Origin of the sequence: Salinivibrio socompensis S35 (assembly GCF_000513715.1) — a bacterium.
Lineage (GTDB): Bacteria > Pseudomonadota > Gammaproteobacteria > Enterobacterales > Vibrionaceae > Salinivibrio > Salinivibrio socompensis.
In genome coordinates, this window is the sequence record NZ_AQOD01000012.1 from 1 (window position 1) to 21,374 (window position 21,374).

At 50.7% G+C, this 21,374-nt stretch carries 12 protein-coding genes and 6 pseudogenes; 5 read left to right on the forward strand and 13 right to left on the reverse strand.

Features of this window, described 5'->3' with window-relative positions:
* Window positions 1-117: 117 nt before the first annotated feature.
* The 11 genes and pseudogenes from DZ54_RS0101615 to DZ54_RS18090 form a co-directional block, all read right to left on the reverse strand.
* Window positions 118-2,178 (reverse strand): annotated as a pseudogene (locus tag DZ54_RS0101615) (DEAD/DEAH box helicase family protein); the annotation flags it as partial.
* A 250-nt stretch (window positions 2,179-2,428) separates the two neighbouring features.
* A complete protein-coding gene (locus DZ54_RS0101620; protein ID WP_025672884.1) occupies window positions 2,429-3,556 on the reverse strand; it encodes a radical SAM protein in 1,128 nt (375 codons plus the stop codon).
* A 10-nt stretch (window positions 3,557-3,566) separates the two neighbouring features.
* Window positions 3,567-4,571, reverse strand: a complete 1,005-nt coding sequence (locus tag DZ54_RS0101625) for a YecA family protein (RefSeq protein WP_025672885.1) — start codon at window positions 4,569-4,571, stop codon at window positions 3,567-3,569.
* Between the two features lie 87 nt (window positions 4,572-4,658).
* Window positions 4,659-5,531 (reverse strand): VOC family protein, encoded by an 873-nt coding sequence (locus tag DZ54_RS25395; protein WP_025672886.1) that lies wholly within the window; start codon window positions 5,529-5,531, stop codon window positions 4,659-4,661.
* 27 nt (window positions 5,532-5,558) lie between these two features.
* Entirely contained in the window at window positions 5,559-7,313 is a 1,755-nt protein-coding gene (gene arsA / locus DZ54_RS0101635; protein WP_025672887.1) for an arsenical pump-driving ATPase, read from the reverse strand.
* Window positions 7,314-7,324: 11 nt separating this feature from the next.
* Complete coding sequence (gene arsD, locus DZ54_RS0101640) at window positions 7,325-7,699, reverse strand: arsenite efflux transporter metallochaperone ArsD (RefSeq protein ID WP_025672888.1); 375 nt, start codon at window positions 7,697-7,699, stop codon at window positions 7,325-7,327.
* Between the two features lie 359 nt (window positions 7,700-8,058).
* On the reverse strand, window positions 8,059-8,916 hold the full coding sequence (locus tag DZ54_RS0101645; protein ID WP_025672889.1) for an ABC transporter ATP-binding protein: 858 nt from the start codon (window positions 8,914-8,916) through the stop codon (window positions 8,059-8,061).
* Window positions 8,917-8,931: 15 nt separating this feature from the next.
* A pseudogene (locus tag DZ54_RS18080) lies at window positions 8,932-9,797 on the reverse strand (ABC transporter ATP-binding protein).
* Between the two features lie 8 nt (window positions 9,798-9,805).
* Window positions 9,806-11,631: pseudogene (locus DZ54_RS18085) on the reverse strand (extracellular solute-binding protein).
* A 65-nt stretch (window positions 11,632-11,696) separates the two neighbouring features.
* A complete protein-coding gene (locus DZ54_RS0101660; RefSeq protein ID WP_025672890.1) occupies window positions 11,697-12,740 on the reverse strand; it encodes an ABC transporter permease in 1,044 nt (347 codons plus the stop codon).
* Window position 12,741: 1 nt separating this feature from the next.
* Window positions 12,742-13,768 (reverse strand): annotated as a pseudogene (locus DZ54_RS18090) (ABC transporter permease).
* A 682-nt stretch (window positions 13,769-14,450) separates the two neighbouring features.
* Here DZ54_RS18090 and DZ54_RS18095 point away from each other — a divergent pair.
* Window positions 14,451-15,760: pseudogene (locus tag DZ54_RS18095) on the forward strand (MATE family efflux transporter).
* 210 nt (window positions 15,761-15,970) lie between these two features.
* On the opposite strand, the gene DZ54_RS25400 reads toward DZ54_RS18095, so the two are convergent.
* Entirely contained in the window at window positions 15,971-16,612 is a 642-nt protein-coding gene (locus tag DZ54_RS25400) for a glycerophosphodiester phosphodiesterase family protein (RefSeq protein WP_205619352.1), read from the reverse strand.
* Window positions 16,554-17,072: a glycerophosphodiester phosphodiesterase family protein gene (locus tag DZ54_RS26600; RefSeq protein ID WP_205619353.1), complete on the reverse strand. Its 519-nt coding sequence runs from the start codon at window positions 17,070-17,072 to the stop codon at window positions 16,554-16,556. The genes DZ54_RS25400 and DZ54_RS26600 overlap by 59 nt, the downstream gene beginning before the upstream one ends.
* Before the next feature lie 348 nt (window positions 17,073-17,420).
* Between DZ54_RS26600 and gmk the strand changes: the two genes are divergently transcribed.
* The 4 genes and pseudogenes from gmk to trmH all read left to right on the forward strand — a co-directional run bounded on the left by gmk (window position 17,421) and on the right by trmH (window position 21,337).
* Window positions 17,421-18,044, forward strand: a complete 624-nt coding sequence (gene gmk / locus DZ54_RS0101680; protein ID WP_025672891.1) for a guanylate kinase — start codon at window positions 17,421-17,423, stop codon at window positions 18,042-18,044.
* A 112-nt stretch (window positions 18,045-18,156) separates the two neighbouring features.
* Window positions 18,157-18,429 (forward strand): DNA-directed RNA polymerase subunit omega, encoded by a 273-nt coding sequence (rpoZ, locus tag DZ54_RS0101685; RefSeq protein ID WP_025672892.1) that lies wholly within the window; start codon window positions 18,157-18,159, stop codon window positions 18,427-18,429.
* Window positions 18,430-18,456: 27 nt separating this feature from the next.
* Window positions 18,457-20,554 (forward strand): annotated as a pseudogene (gene spoT / locus DZ54_RS18105) (bifunctional GTP diphosphokinase/guanosine-3',5'-bis pyrophosphate 3'-pyrophosphohydrolase).
* Window positions 20,555-20,635: 81 nt separating this feature from the next.
* Window positions 20,636-21,337, forward strand: a complete 702-nt coding sequence (gene trmH, locus DZ54_RS0101695; protein WP_025672893.1) for a tRNA (guanosine(18)-2'-O)-methyltransferase TrmH — start codon at window positions 20,636-20,638, stop codon at window positions 21,335-21,337.
* Window positions 21,338-21,374 lie beyond the last annotated feature (37 nt).

A 21,374-nucleotide genomic window follows, 5' to 3' on the forward strand; every position in this document is an offset into this window, starting at 1 on the left:
CCTTTGGGCCAAGGTCCTTCAGGCCCTCCTTCTATGGGGCCAGTTCCGGGTTGAATTGTTAGCGGGGAATGGGGGGCAATGGTTCCATTGTTTCTAAGTACGTCATCGGTTTCAATTCGCTCGAGCGCTCTTACCCACCAGCGCCCGAAACTTGTTTGCAAAGTCATACTCGGGACGCGAATGACCGACGAAGTCCAGTACGGTGCAGCACTCCTTGTCCTCGGCTAAACGTAAACCGCGGCCTAGCTGCTGAAGAAAAATGGTTAAACTCTCGGTGGGACGCAGAAACAATAAGGTATCCACTTCAGGGATATCGACCCCCTCGTTGAAAATATCAACCACACAAAGCACATTGACCTCACCGGCGCGCAGCGATTGCTGCTTTCGCTGGCGCTCATGGCGATTGTCGCTGGTCAACACATCCGCATTGAGCTCTTTAAGTGAAAACTGTTGAGCCATGTATTGAGCGTGTTCTTTACTCACACAAAAAGCGAGCGCTTTCATACGCCTAAGATCCGTGATGATCTCGTTCATGCTGAGTAATATCTTATCCACCCGAGCTTGGTTGGAAGTATAGAGATTAGTCAGCTGTGCAATATCATAGCGGCCACGCTGCCAAGGAATGGTCCTCAGATCGGTATCATCATCAATACCAAAATATTGGAATGGGCAAAGATGACGCCGATTAATCGCCTCTGGCAACCGAATCTCAGCCGCAATGACGCCACCAAAATCCGCGAGAATATCGCCGCCATCGTGACGCTCGGGCGTCGCCGTCAGACCCAGTAGTATTGACGGCGAAAAGTGGTACAAAACTGCTCGATAACTGCTCGCGGCAATATGATGCACTTCATCAATCACAATGTAGTCATAGTAATCGGCGGTGAGATTGAGTGTATCAAGCTGGTTGTTCAGTGTTTGAATCGAGACAAACAACTGGCGGTAATGATCTGGCGCGTGACCACCGACCCATAGTTCGCCAAAGGTGCTGTTACGTAATACCCCTCGATAGGCCGCGCGCGCCTGCTTAAGGATTTCTTCACGATGGGCCACAAATAGAAAGTTAGCATCAGGGTGGGTTTTCAAAAAACGGGCGAAATCAAACGCAGAGATCAGTGTCTTGCCTGTGCCTGTTGCCGCCACCACTAAATTGCGAAAACGTTGGTGCGTCTGACGTTCAACCGTCAGCTGCTCCAGGATTTCACGCTGGTGAGGGAAAGGGGTCAAGTCGAAGAAAAACGTAGTACCATCTTCTTCACCACTGCGTTGCTGCCGAAGGGCTTGATTCAGTTTTTCGGTACTTTTTGCATCCCCATCGAATCGCTCAAATTCATTCGACGCCCAATACGTTTCAAAGGTGCTGAGTGATTTATTGATAATGTGGGGAATTTCCTGCGAGGTAATTTTGAGGTTCCACTCCAAACCATTCGTCAGTGCAGAATGAGAGAGGTTTGACGATCCGATATAACCGGTGTGATAGCCGGTCTCGCGAAGAAACAAATAGCTTTTTGCGTGAAGACGCTCGCGCTCGGTATTGTAGCTTAACTTCACCTCAGTATTGGGTAGACTGGCTAAATACTCCACCGCTTTCGCATCTGTCGCGCCCATGTATGACGTGGTGATGATTTTTAACTCGCGTCCACTACGGGTAAAGGCTTCCAGCTCTTTACGGAAAATTCTTATCCCTGCCCACTTGATGAATGACACCAACCAATAGATTTTGTCTGCGGATAAAATCTCTCTTTTCAGCTCTGACTCCAATGAAAGGCCCGCATTACTGCCACAAAAAAGCTCACTTTGCGTTAAACCGGTGAGTGGGAAAATATCTTGCACGTAGCGCGCTAAATCAGATGCTATCGGATTCTCAAACTCATAAAGGGCCGTCAGGATTTTCCCCTGACTCGCGAGCAGATTATCGTCGATAATGTCTTTATCGTGGATCTGGGTTTTCAGCCACAGCAAGAATTGGTTGGATAGCGTTATTTGCTGAGCTAGGCGATCGTCACTGGCGGGCACCGCGTCGAGCACATGATGTAAAACATGCGATAAAAAGCGAGACAACCAAACGGACGCCTCGTTGCTGGTAAGCTCTCGCTCACCAACATAGAATCGTTCTCGATCAATACGGCTCTCAATAAGCTGCGTTACCAGCTGCTCATAAATTCCGACCTGCTGCATTTTTTCCTTCCACGCGATGAGCCAGTTTCACCTTACAAACCACGGGTTGTAGGCGCTATGAAAGGATCACTTTTCTATACTTTTCAAACAATAGCAATACAGATCTAGGTCACACTCTCATCTGAGGTCTACACAAAGTGACTTCATAGGTAACAATGTGTAGACCTAAAGGCGGGAATAAAGGCTTTCAACCAATCAAAACTCGACAGTTTTTTTGCTAACAACGCTTAGCCTGGGCCACCAAACCTCACTATTTAAGCAAATCACTCAAGCGATTTAACAACGCCTTACGACGGCTATTAGCTGCAACAAAGCGCTTAAACCGCTGATCAAAGGACGCAGAATTACCGTGAAACTGGTAGGCTTCGCAAAGCTGATGCAGATAGCGTGATGCCACATCGTAGCCACTGGGGCACGTCCTATCTGCTTGCTCGTGCGCTTGCTGCCAGTAGTGATCACGCTGGTTGTAGAGATCTATTAAGGCTTTTTCTTTTTCTGCTTTTTCAAGCGCTAGTTTTTTTGCAAGTGCCTCGGCTTGTGCTTGCTCAAGCTGTCGTTGTGCGGTCTCAATATAGGGAGCCAACACGTCGGGGATTAACCAATACTGATAGGTTTCGTCTTTGTTAGCTGGTTCTTTTCGCGTCAGCGCTACGGCTTGGTGACGAGTTAATTGGCCTTGCTCAAATAGCGTACGTAATAGCGTGTTTTTCTCCGCTTCCGTGAGCGTTTTTAGCCAATCGTCAAACTGAGGCTGGGTGTGTTTGGCTGGGTGACTGGGTTGTTCATTCAGCACCATCGTAAGCGCTTTAACCCAAGGTAAGGGAGTCGCATACAGCGCAGCAAAAGCCTGTAACCCTTCGCTGAGGCGCTCAAAATCGAATTGGATTAACGGTATCGCGTCAAGCTCCTCCTCATCATTGGTATCTAGCGCTTTGAGCCACATAAAGTAAATAAGGCGCCAGTCACCCTGGATTAACGCATTTCGTAAACCGGCTAAATGCAGGAAAAAATCGTCCGCATCTTCATCATCAAAATATCCGTCATGGTCTTCGATAGAGAAAGTGAGCAATTGCCACCCACCGGTTTGATGAACATTAAAGCCATCGGTTGAAAGCCCAAGCATGGCATCCGGTATCGTCCCGGCAGGTAGTTTGATGTAGGCATCCATCGAGCCCCAGTTGGCATAGTAAAAACCGATATCGAAGTGCTTTAGCATGATCTCATATGCCTTAGCCTTTAGATCACTAAAGTTATAAACCACCTGGAAAGACGTTGCCGTGATGTCAGCACGACGTGAAATGGCTCTGAGTGCTTGGCGCGCGTTGCTGTCTAAATACCCATCTACACGCTCGAACCGATAGTATTGATATTCGCTCACGATGTCCTTTTTATACGTTAATGGTGAACTGAAAGGTTTGCTCTAATAGCGGCTGAGCCTGAACGGTTATCGCGATGCGCTCGCCGTTTATAAAACGCCTTGGATCCATCGTCACAAATCCCCAAAACTGCAAAAAGCGCTCAATAAATCGCGTTTCGATGAGTCCGCTTAACAACGCTTCCGGCGGGGCATAATCGTCCGCTGGGAATGCGGTTAGCACATCGGGGAAGGCAATCATCACTTCTTGAACAAGCTGGTCGACGCTGTGATGTGCTTGTATGCGCCACAACATAAATACCCCAAAGGTGCGCAAATCGACATCGCATTCAAAGCTATCTAAATATCCCCAATTATATTTACTGATTGCAGCTTCTAACATCGGTTTAAAGAACGCTTGTATACCCAGTTCTTGATACTGTTTTTGCGCGGATTTTTTCACATGATAACGGCCGCTGCGTCGGTAGATAATACCGCTAATTTCGGCCAGCACTCGGGTGTAGTGCAAGGCATTAAATTTATCTTCGTTACTGCCCGCAAACTCGCTGATACTGATGTTGCGTTGGTATTGAGCAACAGAAAACTCAGGCAATAATTCACTGGCCTGTTTGACTAACTTTGCGGGTAAATTGCCTTTGCTGGTGGCTTTAAATGCGCCTTCGTGTGCCAGGGCTTCATCTAAAATGAGGGCCAAATAGCGCATCACCGGGCTAGCAGAAAGATTGTCTGGTGTGTTGACGCTTACCCAATGCAATTGATCAAACGGTGCATAAAGCCAATTGGCCATTTGCGTTGGCGTCACGCCACAAAAATCAGGATGGGGTTGATTATTACGATCCTGCACTGTGTGCTGTAAAGCGGTATTGAGGTCATCAATGCTCATATTTGGGTTCATCGCCAGCATCGCTGCCGCGTCATCAAACACTTGGGCATGCTGCTGGGATACGCTGTTCATACAACAACGCTTATATTTTTTACCGCTGCCACAGTGGCAAGGATCGTTACGACCGAGTTTCATTACTGACCTCTTGTAGTGTTAGAAAAAGCGCTGTGTTTTCCTGTTTTCAATGACGCTATGCTGCCACCAAATTCAACGGTTGCCACATCAGTCGGCATCGGGTCTAGTATTCGGTACCAGCCACTCCGGTGACTCATCAGCAGGTTTGTGCGCCAACTCCGCGTCGGTTAAGCGGGCATAGATTTCAATCGGCGTACCATCGGGATCGATCAGCCACAGCGCATGTCGTCGCGCGCCCTTCCAGATGGTCCGCGGTCGCGTTTCAATCGATGCGCCAAAGGCGACGGCCTGATGATAGGCGGCAATCACGGCGTCTCGGTCGGCCACTTCGATGCCCAAAGGATAGAGCGTGTTGTGATGCAACGTTTTGCCGTCTGGCACCAACAGGCTAACCCTAAGGTTCAGATCATCGCGAACAAAGGTCGCATCACGATGCGTCCATTCTTTAGGCCAGGTATTCAACAGCCAGGCATAAAAACGTACACTGCTCGGAAGATCATGAACACATATGCTGCCATGAAACGTTTGCGCCAAAGGACTGGGTGGCATATCGAGTAATCCGGACAGCACCGCAATACGGGCCTTGATCTGATCGCGAGCGGTGCGAAAGCGTTCAAGGCTTTCTTCACGAGTCCCTTCGTTCGTCTCCTTGGCCGGATCGCTAATTGGCCAGTGCAGGCGCTTTACCTTACCAAGCAGAACCGGGCACACTTCTTCGGCACACAAGGTGACCACAATGTCGATAGTCGCTGGGTCGATGGTGTCCACCGATTTGCTCTGTTGCTGGCTGATATCGATGCCGATTTCTGCCATGACCGCGATGCCGTGCGGGTTAACCTGCGATGGCTGGGATCCGGCGCTCATCACCTCGCCATTTTCGCCCAGCAATTGCCTTGCTAGGCCTTCAGCCATTTGACTGCGGGCTGAGTTAGACACACATAAAAACAGAATTCGGGTCATAGCGGTTCCTTAAGGTGCCCTCTTTGTTTATTTCCGTTCTGCTGAGCGCCCGATCAGCGCACGCAATTTCGTGGCCCCGACCGGATCATCCGCCAACATCGGAACGACTGAATAGCGGGCACTCAGGGTTTCTTCGACTCGGATAATCTCGGGGACTTCGGTTCCAGCCCGAGAGACCAGTAGCGGGTGACAGGTATCAGTCGCGGCTAGGCTAGCGTTAACTACCCAAGCATAAGGCGTGATCTCCGCTCTTTTCAAGTCATCCTGTAGGCGGGCAGCTTCCAGCACCGGGGTAGCTTCTGGCAAGGTCACGATCAGTACCTTGGTTTGTGCCGGATCCTGTAGGCGCATCATCGGTGTCACCATATGTGCACTGGTTTTCTCGGCATGACGCATGATGTCTCGGTGGTACGAGCCGGTGGCATCCAGCAGTAACAGTGTATGTCCGGTCGGAGCGGTATCTATAATCACGAATTTACGCCCCGCTTCTCTTATCGTTTTGGAAAAGGCCTGAAACACTGCAATTTCCTCGGTGCAGGGAGATCGCAGATCCTCCTCCAGCATTTTGCGGCCCTCGGCATCCAAACTCGCCCCACGGGTTGCCATAATGTGATCGCGGTAAACCTGGGTTTCTACCTCAGGGTCAATGCGGCTGACAGTCAAGTTATCGACATCACCCGCAAGCGTTTCGGTTAGGTGGGCCGCTGGGTCGATGGTGGTCAGTAATACCTCGTGGCCACGGGCGGCCAGCTCTACGGCAACGGCCGCTGCAATAGTCGTTTTGCCTACCCCGCCTTTGCCCATGGTCATCACCAAGCCTTTACCGTCGGCCTCAATGTCGTCAACCAGGTGGAACAGGGGTGGCAGATTATCCAGCGCGCTCCGAGTAGGTTGGGAGTGCAGAGTTTCAATCGGCTGATTCATACGCCGCAACGCATCTAACCCCACCAGATTTTCCGGGCGCAGGTAGAAGTGACTTTGCGGTAACCCCGCGAGCGCTGAGTCGGCCTTTTCCACGGCGGTGCGTTCACGCTCAATCATGCTCGCGGCTAAGGCATCATTCGACGTTTCTGCTGGCATCATGCCGTTAACAGCGAGATGCTGATTAAGGATGCCGATATCAGCCAGCTCCCGGTGAGTGCGCGTGGCTTCAAGCATTGAGCTTGTCCGAGGTCGAGCCACCAAAACCAGGCGAGTCAGATCCGGATCAGAAAGACTTTGCACAGCCGCAGCGTAGCGTTCACGCTGTTTATCCAGCCCAGCCAGTGGCCCCAGGCAGGAAGCATCGCCGCCAGTTTCCAAGAATCCGCTCCAGGCCCCCGGTAGCTTGAGCAGTCGGATGGTGTGGCCGGTGGGCGCGGTGTCGAAAATAATATGATCGTAGCGCTCAGTCAGTGCCGCATCCGTCAATAGCGCAGTGAATTCATCAAAGGCTGCAATCTCAGTGGTGCAAGCACCCGACAACTGTTCTTGGATGCTGGCGACGGCTTTCTCCGGCAGGCTGGCCCGTATCGGACCAAGGATCCGCTCACGATAATCTTCCGCCGCCGCTTCGGGATCAATTTCCAGAGCTTCGAGCCCGGGCACATTGGCAATCGGCTTAATGTGGTTGCCAATACGGGTGTCGAATACCTGACCCACGTTAGACGCCGGATCGGTGCTTACCAGCAATACTTTTTGCCCCAAATCGGCAAGATTAACAGAAGTTGCACAAGCCAGAGAGGTTTTACCAACGCCCCCTTTGCCGGTGAAAAATAAAAATTTAGGCAGGTTTTTAAACATTCAGGCTATCCTTAGCAGCAAGTACTTTTCGTGTTTGAAGCGCCACAGGAGGTGGCGGGAGCGGCGGTAGCCTGATCCTCAAACGGCAGATTGCTCAAGGCGGCCATTTCCTTACGGTCTGGGTAGCGCGCTTTGGAAACCATCTTACCGTCTACCAGGATGGCCGGAAGATCATCACCGCCCGACGTCTGCATCAATACGTTTATTTCCTCGTTCATTGTGAACGCGGTGGGTTCCTGGCTCAGGTTAATTCGCCGCACAGTGACGCCTTGGCTTTTCAGCCAGTCCAAATCAGCGGCAAAGGTTATCAGCTGTTGTTCGACATCGGTGCCACAAATGCCAGTTGAGCAACACATGGGGGGATCATAAACGGTAACTGTGGTCATTTTTGTCGCCTTTTTTCATATCAAGGGTACGCATCAACTGCTTTCTGCAAAAACAGAAAAATCATTACAATCAATGCAAATCAGCGAATGATGAGATCGCTCGCTTCTGTTTTATTTTGTCCGAACATCGACAACTCACGGCTCTGCGGCGCACCATCGCGCTGTTGCTCTTACTCTAACCACAACAGACGATTAAGCTGGGAGGTGCCTGAAAATACTTGGAAATATCGATCAAACATTCTGATATACGGTTATCCATATGTCATAATATTCAAAGATTGGACGAAGTCGTACAGTATGTCAATATCCTTACACTCAGGTATTGACCACCGCCCCTCTCATTAGACAGGGGCGTGCACTTAACTGACCGTTTCAGGCTTTTTTTCGCCCACCGGTTGCTCAGCGAGGCGTTTGTGTTTGCGGTATTTGGGATGGGTGATCGGAATCGCTGAAAGTAGCGTTTGCGTGTACTCGTGCTGCGGCTGATGGTAGACGGTTTCAGTCGGCCCTTCTTCCACCACATGGCCAAAGTACATCACCGCTACCTTATCGGAGATATGACGAACCACCGATAAATCGTGCGAAATAAAAATCATCGCCAAGTTCATCTCTTGCTGGAGTTTCAGCAGTAGATTAAGAATTTGTGCCTGCACCGATACATCCAGTGCGGAGACGGATTCATCACAAATCAGCAGTTTAGGCTTAAGGGCAATCGCCCGCGCAATACCAATCCGCTGGCGCTGTCCGCCCGAGAATTCATGCGGGTAGCGGTTAACCGCATCGTGGGGCAAGCCGACTTTATCTAGTAGCTCAAGCACCCATTGGCGACGCGCTTTGGCGGTACCAACATTGTGAATAATAAAGGGCTCTTCTAAGATCCCGCCGATGGTATGGCGCTGATTTAGCGACTCGAGCGGGTCTTGAAAGACAATCTGCATGTCTTTGCGCAATGGCCGCATCTGGCGTGGCGACAATTTAGTGATATCTTTGCCTTCAAAAAAGATCTTCCCTTCGGTGGGCTCAAACAGCTTGAGCATGGTACGGCCAAGGGTACTTTTGCCACATCCCGATTCACCCACCAGCCCGAGTGTTTCACCTTGTGACACCGACAGCGATACGCCATCGACGGCTTTAATGGTGTAGCCTTGACGAAGCAGGCCTTTGCCCGAGACAAAATACTGCTTCAGATTTTCTACTCTGAGGACTTCCTTGCTCATCTCGTTCTCCTGCAACTACGTGGATGATGGCGTAGCATCAAAGTCTTCCAACGGACGAATATCAATCATCTGTTTGGGTTGATGGGTGCGCCCCGGCATTAATCCCAACAAACGCTTGGTATAAGGATGGGATGGATGATCAAAGAGTGTAAAAATATCGGCCCGTTCGCGAATTTGGCGTCATACATCACCGCCACATCGTCACATACCTCGGCGACTACCCCCAGATCATGGGTGATAAAAATCACCGCCATGCCGGTTTCTTCTTGCAGCTCGTTAATCAAATCCAAAATCGACGCCTGCACCGTCACATCCAACGCGGTGGTTGGTTCATCACAAATCAAGATATCTGGCTTACAGGCCAGCGCCATCGCGATCATCACCCGCTGGCGCATCCCACCAGACAGGTTATGCGGATATTCATTAAGACGTTTTTCGGGTAACGGAATTTTTACCTTGTTCATCATATCCAAGGCGCAGGCATAACGGGCTTTTTTATCCAGCTCGGCGCGATGCAACATCAAGACTTCATTGATTTGTCGGCCAATGGTATGCACGGGGTTCAGCGCCGTCATCGGGTCTTGAAAGATAATCGAGATCCGATTACCACGCATCGCATAGCGCTCTTTGGCTGGCAAGGTCACCAAATCCGTCCCGCGGTACAAGATTTCGCCGCCCGTCACCTGTCCGTAAGGCTTGGGGAGCAGACCCATGATCGACATGGCCGTGACACTTTTGCCGCTGCCCGACTCGCCTACTAAGCCGAGCGTACGCCCGGCTTTTACGTCAAAGCTCACCCCGTGAAGTACCTCACGGGGGCCATCGTCAGTGGTAAAATTAACGGTCAAATCCTTAACCGAAAGAATGACATCCTGGGTCATAATCGCCTCTACAGCTTATATCTATCATCAATGATGGTTGTCGGCTCAAAAGCTTTATCATCGTCCATCGCCGCTTCGGTGGCGTCTTTCATCGCTTCATCAATCCAGAAGGTGCCAAAGCCCATCACGCGGCCACTGGTGACCATGTTTTCGGTGCGCTTAGTCATCGCGTTGTCTGGGATTTGCACATAACGCCAAAAGCCCTGGCGCACATAGGGCACCATGTATCCGGGCACAATCACACTGGCTTCTGAGATCTTCGCGCGGATCTGGTGCGACAGCTGGTATTTCTTCGCCATGTCGAACTCGGTCTTGTACGCCATGATCAGCGTATCCAGCGCCGGGGAACTGTAATTGGTGTGGTTGTTAGTTTGCTTTTTATTGGCGTTGTCCGAGTGGAAATGCTCCCAATAGGCTGGAATTTCCGAAGTGCCCATATTAAGAAAGGCTAACTGGTGCTTTTTCTCCAGCACGTATTTAAACGCCGATGAGCCATCGACCAGGTTAATGGTAAATTCTAAGCCTGCTTGCTTGGCCTGCTCTTTTAAGTAAGCAATGCGTGGTGTGTGCTGTTGATACCCGTAGGTGATGGCAAAGCTTAAACGCTCGCCTTTGTCGTTAACACGAATACCATCGGGGCCCACTTGATCAAAGCCGGCTTGTTCGAAATAGCTGATCGCTTTTTCAGGGTCGAACGCAGGCGGTGTCGCACCATCATTGTCGTATTCACCATGGCCAAAGCCCATTGCATGCGGTTTACGCGAATAATCGCCACGGGTGATTTTTTCAATCATGCCGTCAAAATCGGTGGCATAGAGAATGCCTTTGCGGACATGGCTATCATCCAGCAGTGGCATGGCCGAGTTCATCCACAAACCGCCCGCGCCAACCGGCACTTCGTTATACCCCCAAAACTTGGTGATATAGCCTTTTTTATAAGGGTCAGATTGGGTTTTTTCGTGCCAAATATCAGGAAGAACCAAATCGAACACATCCAAGTTGCCTTTTTCAAAGTGCTTCATGGCAATGTCGTTGTCGCGGATCACGCGTATCCGAATACGCTCAACATTGTAGCGATGTTGATAATAGGGGTTGGTATAGCCCCACCAATCATCGACATGATTAAAGGTGAGTCGACGTCCTTTTTGCACACGGCCCAGTTCATATGGCCCCATGGTGGGCTCGGCTTTAAAGTTATAACGACGCACGTAGTCATCGGCAATGCCGTCTTGGTTTTCATCTTTGCGCGGGTTGGCGTAAAAATGCGCAGGACGTGGGACCAAACTACCCAAGGTATACATCAACTCCTCTTGGTTTTTCTCTGTGGCACTCGAGATAGCAACAGTATGCGCATCGATTTTCTCTACCGCACCAATGGTGTTGGTGTAGTAATCGTTGTACCAAGGGGCAACGATGTCTTTAGAGCGATAAAACTGCATCATAAAGACAAAATCATCGGCGGTCATTGGCTCGCCATCCGACCAGGTTGCCTCAGGTTGAGCTTAAAATAGATGGTTTTATGATCACCCCCATAGGCCCACTCGTTGGCCAAATCCGGGATCCATTCCAACGTGTCTGGGTGGCGCTTTACCAGCGAGGGCATTTCATCAAGAAAATAACTGCGTAGGCCTGAGTTTGAATCCGGCCCCACGGTGCGTAATGTCTGCGGAAAACTCTGCAAATGGGTACGCAATGTACCGCCCTGCTTTGCCTCAGGTGAGCCGATTTTGGGCGCATCCCAGTTGGTTTGCCAATTCAAGTTGTCGGGCAAATCCGCCGCCCAGCCGCTGAGGCTAAACAGGGAGACGGAAGTAGCAAGGATCAGTTTTTTCATCGTGACGTCCTTATCTTGATGTACACATTGCTTGTTATATTTAAAGATGCTTGTTCTATTTACAATCAGTCATAGCGGGTGAATTTTTTCGGATCGAAGGCAGCGCGCACCGCTTCACCAATGAAGGTCACCATCACCAGCACCAACACCAGAGATGACACCACAGAGGCCACAATCCATGGCGCATCCAGGTTGGATTTGCCTTGCTGCAACAGCTCACCCCAGCTTGGCGTCGGCGGCATCAGCCCCAGACCGAGATAATCCAGTGCCGTTAGCGCGGTAATATTGAGCGCGATAGTAAACGGCGCCAAGGTCACAATCATCACCATAGTATTGGGCAAAATATGGCGAAACAGGATCCGGCTGGTAGAGGCGCCCAGCGCGCGCGCCGCCATCACATAATCACGCGACGACTCTTTATAGGTCATGGTGCGCATATACCAGGTGATCGCCATCCAACCGAATAGCACATTAATCGCAACGAACAAGGCAAAGGTGGGCTGGAGAATCGAGACCAGAATCATGATCACGTACAAAAACGGCACCATCGACCAAACCTCGATAAAGCGTTGGAAAAACAAATCAAACTTGCCACCCCAAAACCCCATTGCACAGCCGACAGCCGTGCCAATCGCGTAAGACGCGGCCATGGTCAGCAACGCAAAGCCCATGGCAATACGAAAGCCGTACACTAAGCGGGCGAGAATGTCGCGACCAATATCATCAGTACCCAGATAATGCTGATGTTCAGCATTGGGGGCCGTGGGTGGAAAATCACCACTAAAATCTTGCTCGAGGGGATTCCACGGCACCAGTGGCATTAATACATAATTGTCGCCGCCTTGTGCCTCGAAAGCCTTATCAAGCTGACGATAATTGGCTTCGCTAGTACCCACTTGACCAAAGTCGCGTGCTAAGTACACATCACTCACGACCGGGAAATAATAGTCGCCATCGTATTTAACCATTAACGCTTTACTGTTGATAAACAGCTCGGCAAACAGTGATAACACCAACATGGTGGTCAAGATAATAAACGACCAGTAGCCGCGTTTAATTTGCTTAAAACTGCGGATTTTCTTTTGGGTTAAAGGGCTCATCTTCAACATATCAAGATCCAAACTTCACACGAGGGTCAATCAAGGCAACGCAGATATCAGAGATAATATTGCCCGCCAGCAGCAACAGTGCATTGATGGCGACAATCCCCATCACCACCGGATAGTCGCGCTCCATAATGGACTCATAGCCGAGTAAGCCGATACCGTTGATGTTGAAAATCACTTCAATCAAAAACGCCCCCGTCATAAAGAACAGCAAGGAATTACCAAAGTGACTGGCTATCGGGATCAAGCTATTGCGTAGCGCGTGCTTGCGTACCGCCGAGCGGAACGGTAACCCCTTGGCTATCGCGGTGCGGATATAATCCGCGGAGAGGTTTTCCATCAGGTTGTTTTTCATCGTCATGGTCAAAGTGGCAAAGTCACCAATCAGATAACAAATCAGCGGCAGCACCGCGTGCCACATCACGTCTTTGGCGCGCTCCCAAAAGCTGGTGGCGTCGTAGTAGGCATCACCAACAAAGCCGCCCATCGGGAACCATTCCAGGTGATAGCTGAATAAGGTGATCAACAATACCCCCACCACATAGCCGGGCAAGGCAAAGCCAATAAAAATCAGCACCGAGGAGGAGGAATCAAACACCGAGCCGTGTTTGAGGGCTTTGTAATAACCGAGCGGGAGGGAGATAAAATAACTAATAAAGAAGGTCATCCCGCCGTAAAATAGCGAGACGGGCAGGCGCTCGGCAATCATGTCCGCGACCGGCTCGTAGTAGCGGGTCGACTCGCCTAAATCAAAATTGGCCAACTTCCCCAACCAATCCCATATAGGCTTCAACGACGGGTTTGTCGAGACCATAAAAGGCGCGCAAGTCTTCCATTTGCGCGTCAGACAATGCAGAACTATCGCCTGCACGTTGCAAGCTCGATCCGCCGTCACCTTGCGCTTGCATTTGTGTCATCATTCGCTCAACCGGGCCGCCGGGCACAAGACGCGTGATGCCAAAAATCAAGATGGTGATCCCAAGAAACGTCGGTATCACTAAAAGAAACCGACGTATAAAGTACGACAGCATAGTCCACTACTCCCTGTTAACTGTCTGATATTTTTGCAGGCCACTGCACCTGCCGTTGTGCTCTCTGGCCATCCTAAGCGCTGAAAGCGACAATCCGTATTACACACTTACATAAAGTGGTCTATAATTATCTTGAATCTTGGTCACAATCAACGATAACAACCTGTCAGAAGTGATTTTTTTGCTACAAGACGATGAATATCACCCCGTATATTTTACCGCGTTGTGCTAACTTACTTATCACCAAAAGCAATAAATATTTCAATCAATAGTCAAAAAGGTTTGGTTAAAAATGCAATAAAACTGACATTTAATCTAGCTATTATATCCAGCAATGTCTTCTCTCATTAATACCCCACCACCATGCCTGCCTTGTTTAGAAGACAGAAACCTCCGACTTAAATGCTCATGTCCATATCCATTCATCAGGTTCATCGCGTAATAGATAGTGACTTGTCCGGCAGTAACCTCAAATAACCAGCATTAATCACTAGCACTCATCGTTGTTTGCGGTTGAGCGCTTTATCACCACCCAGCCGCCAAGATCATGCTGATTCCTTCAGCACGGAATACCCGCATTCATTAGGGTTGGTAATTTTCATTAATCCTCTACAATTGGTGCGATTATGCCGAGCATGCCAATGCTCGGCTTTTTTCACCCTGTTAATGTAAAGAGTGCCTGATGGAATCTGTCTCTCGCGCCAAGCGTTTGTTTTCTACCACCCTGCCGATGCTGTTTGGGGTGCTGTCGCTGATGAGCTTTCAATTAGTAGACAGTGCATTTATCGGCCAGCTGGGTGTTCTCCCTCTTGCCGCTCAAGGTTTCACCTTACCGGTTCAAATGATCATTATCGGGTTGCAAGTCGGTCTCGGAATTGCCACTACCGCCGTGATCTCGCGCGCGCTCGGCGCCGATCAGTGCCGTTACGCCAAACAACTCGGCGGTTTGATTTTGTTTATCGGCACTGCTGGCGTTGCTTTGTTTGCCGGCTTGCTTTACGCCTTGCGCCATCCGATCTTGATGTTGCTCGACGCCCCGGATAATGTTTTTCCGGTGATTGATAGCTACTGGCCGATTTGGCTCGTCAGTGCGTGGACAGGCGCGGTGCTTTACTTCTTTTATAGCCTGGCACGCGCCAACGGCAATACCGTGCTGCCCGGCTCGATGATGGTGGTCACCAGCTTATTAAACCTCGCCCTCGATCCTGTCTTTATTTTTTGGCTTGATTGGGGCATCAATGGTGCTGCCGTGGCGACGTTAATTGCCTTTGGTAGTGGTATCGCCATTGTCGCGCCTCGCGTGTTCGGCAAAGGTTGGGTTTCTTTTGATTGGCATGACGTCAACGTTAAGCAGAGTGTGGGGTCGATTGGTCACATTATGGGGCCAGCGATGATCAGCCAGCTGCTGCCGCCGGTATCATCGATGTTGGCAACTAAGTTGCTTGCGAGTTTTGGCTCTGCCGCGGTGGCCGCTTGGGCGCTGGGTTCACGCTTTGAGTTTTTCGCCATTGTCTCGGTGCTGGCATTAACCATGTCGATGCCCCCATGGTGGGCCGCTTGCTGGGTAAAGGCGATTTAACCGAAGTAAAGCATTTAGTGAAACTCGCGTGCCAATTCATTCTTGGGTCTCAACTTCTGATCGCCGTGGTCACTTGGCTTGCCGCCGCTCCCTTAGCGGACTTGATGACCAGTGATCAACAAGTCACCGATATCTTGTACACCCACCTTACCCTGGTGCCCTTTAGCCTTGGGGCACTTGGAGTGTGTATGTTGATGGTGTCGATTACCAATGCATTAGGCCGCTCGTACACCGCCCTAACCATTTCTGCGCTCCGTTTGTTTGCTTTCTTCCTGCCCTGTCTCTGGCTGGGGGCACAAATTGGCGAGCTGTTTGGCCTGTTTGCCGGTGCCTTAATCGGTAACCTCCTTGCGGGTGCAGTGGCTTATGGCATGTACCGACGCACGCTAGCCAAACTGATGGCGAGCGCGTAGAGAGCCAAAACGTTAACCTTGGGGCATCGGCTCAGTTCGCACACAGACACGCCGTCAATCCTTCCCTGGAGGCTCCGCCGCGCCATCCATGGCGCGAAGGGTCTGCTTAGCGAAATAAGCCGATCGTCAACCCCTCTAGCGTTCGCCCCAACTAAAAAAGCCCGCTAATAACAGGCGGGCTCAAAAGGTAAATACAGTTAACGCGCGGGGTTAATAACCCAGTTGCGTTAAGGTCGCTTCGATGTCTTTACCGTCACTGCCGGTTAAGGTTTTGACTGCCACGTTAGGACGGTTGGTAAAGAAGCCATCGACGCCGCGATCACGGTAGCGAATCATGTCCTCGCCATCATCCAGGGTATACATGTGCATCAATAAGCCTTTTTCATGGCTCATATCCACCATCCAGCTTTTCGCCAGATCCATATAGCTAAACTGGCTTGACCAAGCATCATCAAAGTTGGCTTGCGTACCTGAAGGCCCCACCCCGATGGCGCCGTGATCCTTGGCATAATCCAACCACTCTGCGTAGGCCGCTTTCGACGCTACTTCCTGACGTGCATAGTACTGGGCGTAAGACTCATCGTCCGCTTTCGGCGCGCTGTCTTTGGTAGGAATGTAGCCATCACCTGCCCAGAGCAGCAAAATTTTTGGCACATTCGGCATCACATCTTGCAGTGCTTCCAGGCTCGATTTATTAAAGGTCTGCAAGATGACTTTGCCCTTGGCCTCGTCATCCAACCAGCCATGCTTGGTGAGATCGTCTTTCAAGTCCTGCTCAATGCCAGGGAAGAACTCAGGCACCTTGGTCTCGATGTAAAGACCGCTGATGCGCGCAGTCTTCGGCGATTTCACGTACTTGATCCAGCGTCACTAGCTGCAAACCGCGGAAGCTTTCACGCGCACGTTCTGGGTACGATTCATTATACCAGCTACCGGCATCCAGTTTTTCCAGCTCTGCCCAAGTAAAGGTGTTGACCGGGTCGTCGGCACGCTCAGGATAGACTGTCTCAATATTGGTGTTGCGCTTGAGATTATCGTCATGTACCGCGATCAGTTTGCCGTCTTTTGTGCGCTGCAGGTCAAGCTCGAGATAATCAGCGCCGACTTCACACGCAAGCTGATAAGCTGGCAAAGTGGATTCTGGCGCGTTGTAGGAATCGCCACGGTGAGCAATCACAGCGTGATCGGCAATGCCAAGCTGTTCACTTAACGCACGGTCACTGGCTTGCGCCACAGAGGAAAAAGAGAAGGCACTGGCCACGCTCAGTGCAGCAGCAGTCAAGCTCAGGGTCGTTTTCGATGAGGTATTCAACGGGTACTCCTTACTGTCGTTGAAATTGGTGAGATAATTGAATGCTTGTTCAACTATCGAGACAGCATAGCAAAACCGTATGTAAACGGAAAAAAAACTGGCAGCCCTGTAGGCAAGCGATGTTGTGGTATCAAGGCAAAATACATGATTAAATCAATCGATAAAGCGAGGGGCGCATAACATTGGCCAATGACTGACGGCTTCTTTCACTTCAATCCCGTTCAAATCCCCGCAGGTTCGTGCTACCCTGCGCGCCTCCCACGGGAGACAAACATCTATTCGTCGATCGACGCCCATCCGTATGCGCTATACTGCGGATGGGGGTCAGCCAGTGAAAGTGATCAATCCATGAGTCAAGGTACGCTTTACATTGTTTCCGCCCCCAGTGGCGCGGGCAAATCTAGCCTGATTTCAGCGCTACTGAATGATAACCCACGTTATGACATGAAAGTGTCGGTGTCGCACACCACCCGCGCTATGCGTCCGGGAGAAGAAGATGGCGTGCATTATCACTTTGTTGAGGTAGAAGCATTTAAGGCCTTAATCGACCAAGGTGCTTTTTTAGAGCATGCAGAGGTATTCGGTAACTACTACGGCACCTCTCGCGTGTGGATTGAAAAAATGCTCAACAATGGCGTCGATATTTTTCTTGATATCGATTGGCAAGGGGCGGAGCAAATTCGTCAGCAAATGCCCGCAAGTAAAAGTATTTTTATTTTACCGCCGAGCCGTGAAGAGCTGGAACGCCGCCTGACCACGCGTGGCCAAGACAGTGATGAGGTCATTGCCAAACGCATGCAAGAGGCGCGTTCGGAGATCTCTCACTATGCTGATTACGATTACTTGATTATTAATGATGACTTTGATGTCGCATTAATGGATATTAAGGCCATCGTTCGCGCAGAGCGGATGGGGCAAACCAAGCAAGCCAGCAAATTCCATGCAATGATCGGCGACCTGCTGGCCGACTAACCCTAATATTGAGACGTGGCCGTATTGCAGTACAGAACTAGCAATAGGCCGCGGCCTTTTGTATACTTTTCGGTCACTTTAAGACCTGTTTATTACATAGCTGGAGTCCTTCATGGCACGCGTAACTGTTCAAGACGCCGTTGAAAAAATTGGTAACCGTTTCGATCTCGTTCTGGTTGCGGCTCGCCGCGCCCGCCAACTACAAACCGGTGGTAAAGACGCCTTAGTCGCAGAAGAAAACGACAAGTACACTGTGCTCTCTCTACGCGAAGTAGAAGAAGGACTGATTAACAAAGAAGTGCTCGACGCCCGCGAGCGCAAAGAAAAACAAGAGCAAGAAGCCGCTGAAATGGCCGCGGTTAGCACCATTTCTGGCCAACGTTAAACGCGTCATTGATCAGGGACAGGCCGTTTGTACCTATTTGATAGCCTGAAAGAAGTTGCTAGTCAGTATTTGCCGGAGTCACAGCTTGAAGCGCTCCGGCAAGCCTACCTAGTCGCTCGGGATGCTCACGACGGGCAAACTCGTTCAACGGGCGAACCTTACATCATTCACCCCATTGCGGTGGCACGGATCCTGGCAGAAATGCGTTTGGATTGTGAAACTCTCATGGCGGCGTTATTGCACGATGTCATTGAAGACACCGAGGTGACCAAAGACGATCTCCAGCAGCGCTTTGGTGATGTGGTGGCCGAGCTGGTTGACGGGGTGTCTAAACTCGACAAGCTCAAGTTCCGTGATCGCAAAGAAGCACAAGCCGAGAACTTTCGTAAAATGGTCATGGCCATGGCGCATGATATTCGCGTTATCCTGATCAAGCTCGGAGATCGCACCCATAACATGCGCACCTTGGGCGCACTCCGCCCCGATAAAAAGCGTCGTATTGCTCGCGAAACCCTCGAGATTTTTGCCCCACTCGCGCATCGTTTAGGTATCCATAATATAAAAATCGAGCTCGAAGAGCTGGGTTTTGAAGCCCTCTACCCCAATCGCTACCGCGTGCTCAAAAAAGTGATTGCGCAAGCACGGGGAAACCGCAAAGAGATGATTCAAAAAATCCATGCGGAGATCGAAGGGCGACTTGAAGATGCCGGCATTGAAGCCCGAGTCCTGGGCCGAGAAAAAAATCTGTACTCCATCTATAACAAGATGAAGAATAAAGAGCAGCGTTTCCATACCATTATGGACTTGTATGCGTTTCGAGTTATCGTACGCGATCTCGATACCTGTTATCGAGTCTTGGGGCAGATGCATAGCCTGTATAAACCCCGCCCTAGCCGAGTCAAAGATTATATCGCCGTGCCCAAGGCCAACGGTTATCAATCGTTGCACACCTCGATGATTGGGCCACATGGTGTCCCCGTTGAAGTGCAGATTCGTACCGAAGATATGGATCAAATGGCAGACAAAGGTGTTGCCGCGCATTGGGCGTATAAAAGCGGTTCCGATCGTCGATCGAGCACCACGGCGCAAAAACGTGCTCAGCGATGGATGCAAAACATTATCGAGCTACAGCAAAGTGCCGGGAGCTCGTTTGAATTTATCGAAAGTGTTAAGTCCGATCTGTTCCCCGACGAATTGTACGTATTCACGCCCAAAGGGCGTATTGTCGAGTTACCGGTGGACGCGACCGCGGTCGACTTTGCCTATGCAGTGCATACCGATGTGGGCAACACTTGTGTCGGTGCACGGGTTAATCGCCAGCCGTATCCACTGAGCCAGCCACTGAAAAACGGCCAAACGGTTGAGATCATCACCGCGCCGGGTGCCCGTCCTAATGCGGCCTGGCTCAACTACGTGGTCACCGCACGGGCGCGGACAAAAATCCGCCAAGTGCTAAAAACCATGCGTCGTGAAGAGTCGGTTACCTTAGGCCGCCGCTTGCTTAATCATGCACTTGGGGATCAAAACCTACCGGACATCAACACCGCACGTGTTGATACCGTGTTAAGCGACCTCAAGCTCAAAACCAGTGACGACTTACTCGCCGCCATTGGTTTGGGTGAGCTGATGAGCGTGGTGATTGCGCGTCGCTTGCTTGATCAAGACCCAGGCGCACCGACAGAAGGTAAAATGGCTATTCGTGGTGCCGATGGCATCTTGGTCACCTATGCCAACTGTTGTCGCCCAATTCCTGGCGATCCGATTATTGCGCATGTGAGTCCCGGAAAAGGCTTGGTGATTCACCGTGAAACCTGTGCCAATATTCGCGGTCACCGCCAAGAGCAAGACAAATATATGCCAGTAGAATGGCAGATGACTTTGAGCAAGAATTTAGCACGCGCGTCAGAGTGGACATGCAAAACCATCAGGCGCATTGGCGGATTTAACCAACACTATTGCGTCAACCGGTTCTAACATCCAAGGGCTGACGACCGAAGAGCGTGATGGGCGCTTGTACACTATCTTTGTGCGGTTAACGACCAAAGATAGAGTGCACCTAGCTCACATCATGCGCCGCCTTCGTGTGATGCCAAACGTGGTGAAGGTCAGCCGTCAGAAAAACTGATCCTAACGATACATTGTTTTATGTCGCCCGCCTTTTGGCGGGCGCATCTGTCTTTCGTTTTGTCATTTACGGAATTGAATCATGACACCTGAACGCTTTGAACGCATTCACCAGGTGCTGGCAAAGCGCCAGCCTGATCTCACCGTGTGTATGGAGCAAGTTCACAAGCCCAACAACATTTCTGCCATCATTCGTACCGCCGACGCCGTCGGTATCCATCGCATGCATGCCGTGTGGCCAGAAGACACCAAGATGCGCACCCTCGGTGGCACATCGGCGGGCTCACGCAATTGGATAGATGTGGTGACTCATCACACCACGGCAGACGCTTTTGAGGCCATGCAAGCGCAAGGCATGCAGGTGTTGGTCACTCACCTCTCTGAAACAGCCATCGACTTTCGTGAGATTGATTACACCAAGCCAACCGCGATTATTTTAGGGCAAGAAAAACACGGCATCAGTCGCGAAGCGCTCGACAAAGCCGACCAAGACATCCTCATTCCTATGGTGGGTATGGTACAGTCGCTTAACGTATCAGTAGCCAGTGCGTTGATTTTGTACGAAGCACAACGCCAACGCCAAGCGGCAGGCATGTATCAACAAACTAAAACCCGCTTGCCCGACGATGAGGTGCATCAAATCCTGTTTGAGCGCGGTCATCCGGTGCTCGCTCGCGTGGCCAAGCAAAAAGGGCTGCCTTATCCACCACTCGATGAAAACGGACAAATTGTCGCGGATGAAGCGTGGTGGGCAAGCATGCAGTCGGCAAAACACGCGCGTTGATGGCTTAGCAAGCTCAACCTGACGGACAAAAAAACGG

Coding starts and splice junctions, on each gene's coding strand:
- DZ54_RS0101645 (WP_025672889.1), bottom strand. CDS start 8,916: ATGAGCAAGGAAGTCCTCAGAGTAGAAAATCTGAAGCAGTATTTTGTC.
- DZ54_RS25395 (WP_025672886.1), bottom strand. CDS start 5,531: ATGACCCGAATTCTGTTTTTATGTGTGTCTAACTCAGCCCGCAGTCAA.
- DZ54_RS0101625 (WP_025672885.1), bottom strand. CDS start 4,571: ATGAAACTCGGTCGTAACGATCCTTGCCACTGTGGCAGCGGTAAAAAA.
- arsA (WP_025672887.1), bottom strand. CDS start 7,313: ATGTTTAAAAACCTGCCTAAATTTTTATTTTTCACCGGCAAAGGGGGC.
- arsD (WP_025672888.1), bottom strand. CDS start 7,699: ATGACCACAGTTACCGTTTATGATCCCCCCATGTGTTGCTCAACTGGC.
- rpoZ (WP_025672892.1), top strand. CDS start 18,157: ATGGCACGCGTAACTGTTCAAGACGCCGTTGAAAAAATTGGTAACCGT.
- gmk (WP_025672891.1), top strand. CDS start 17,421: ATGAGTCAAGGTACGCTTTACATTGTTTCCGCCCCCAGTGGCGCGGGC.
- trmH (WP_025672893.1), top strand. CDS start 20,636: ATGACACCTGAACGCTTTGAACGCATTCACCAGGTGCTGGCAAAGCGC.
- DZ54_RS0101660 (WP_025672890.1), bottom strand. CDS start 12,740: ATGTTGAAGATGAGCCCTTTAACCCAAAAGAAAATCCGCAGTTTTAAG.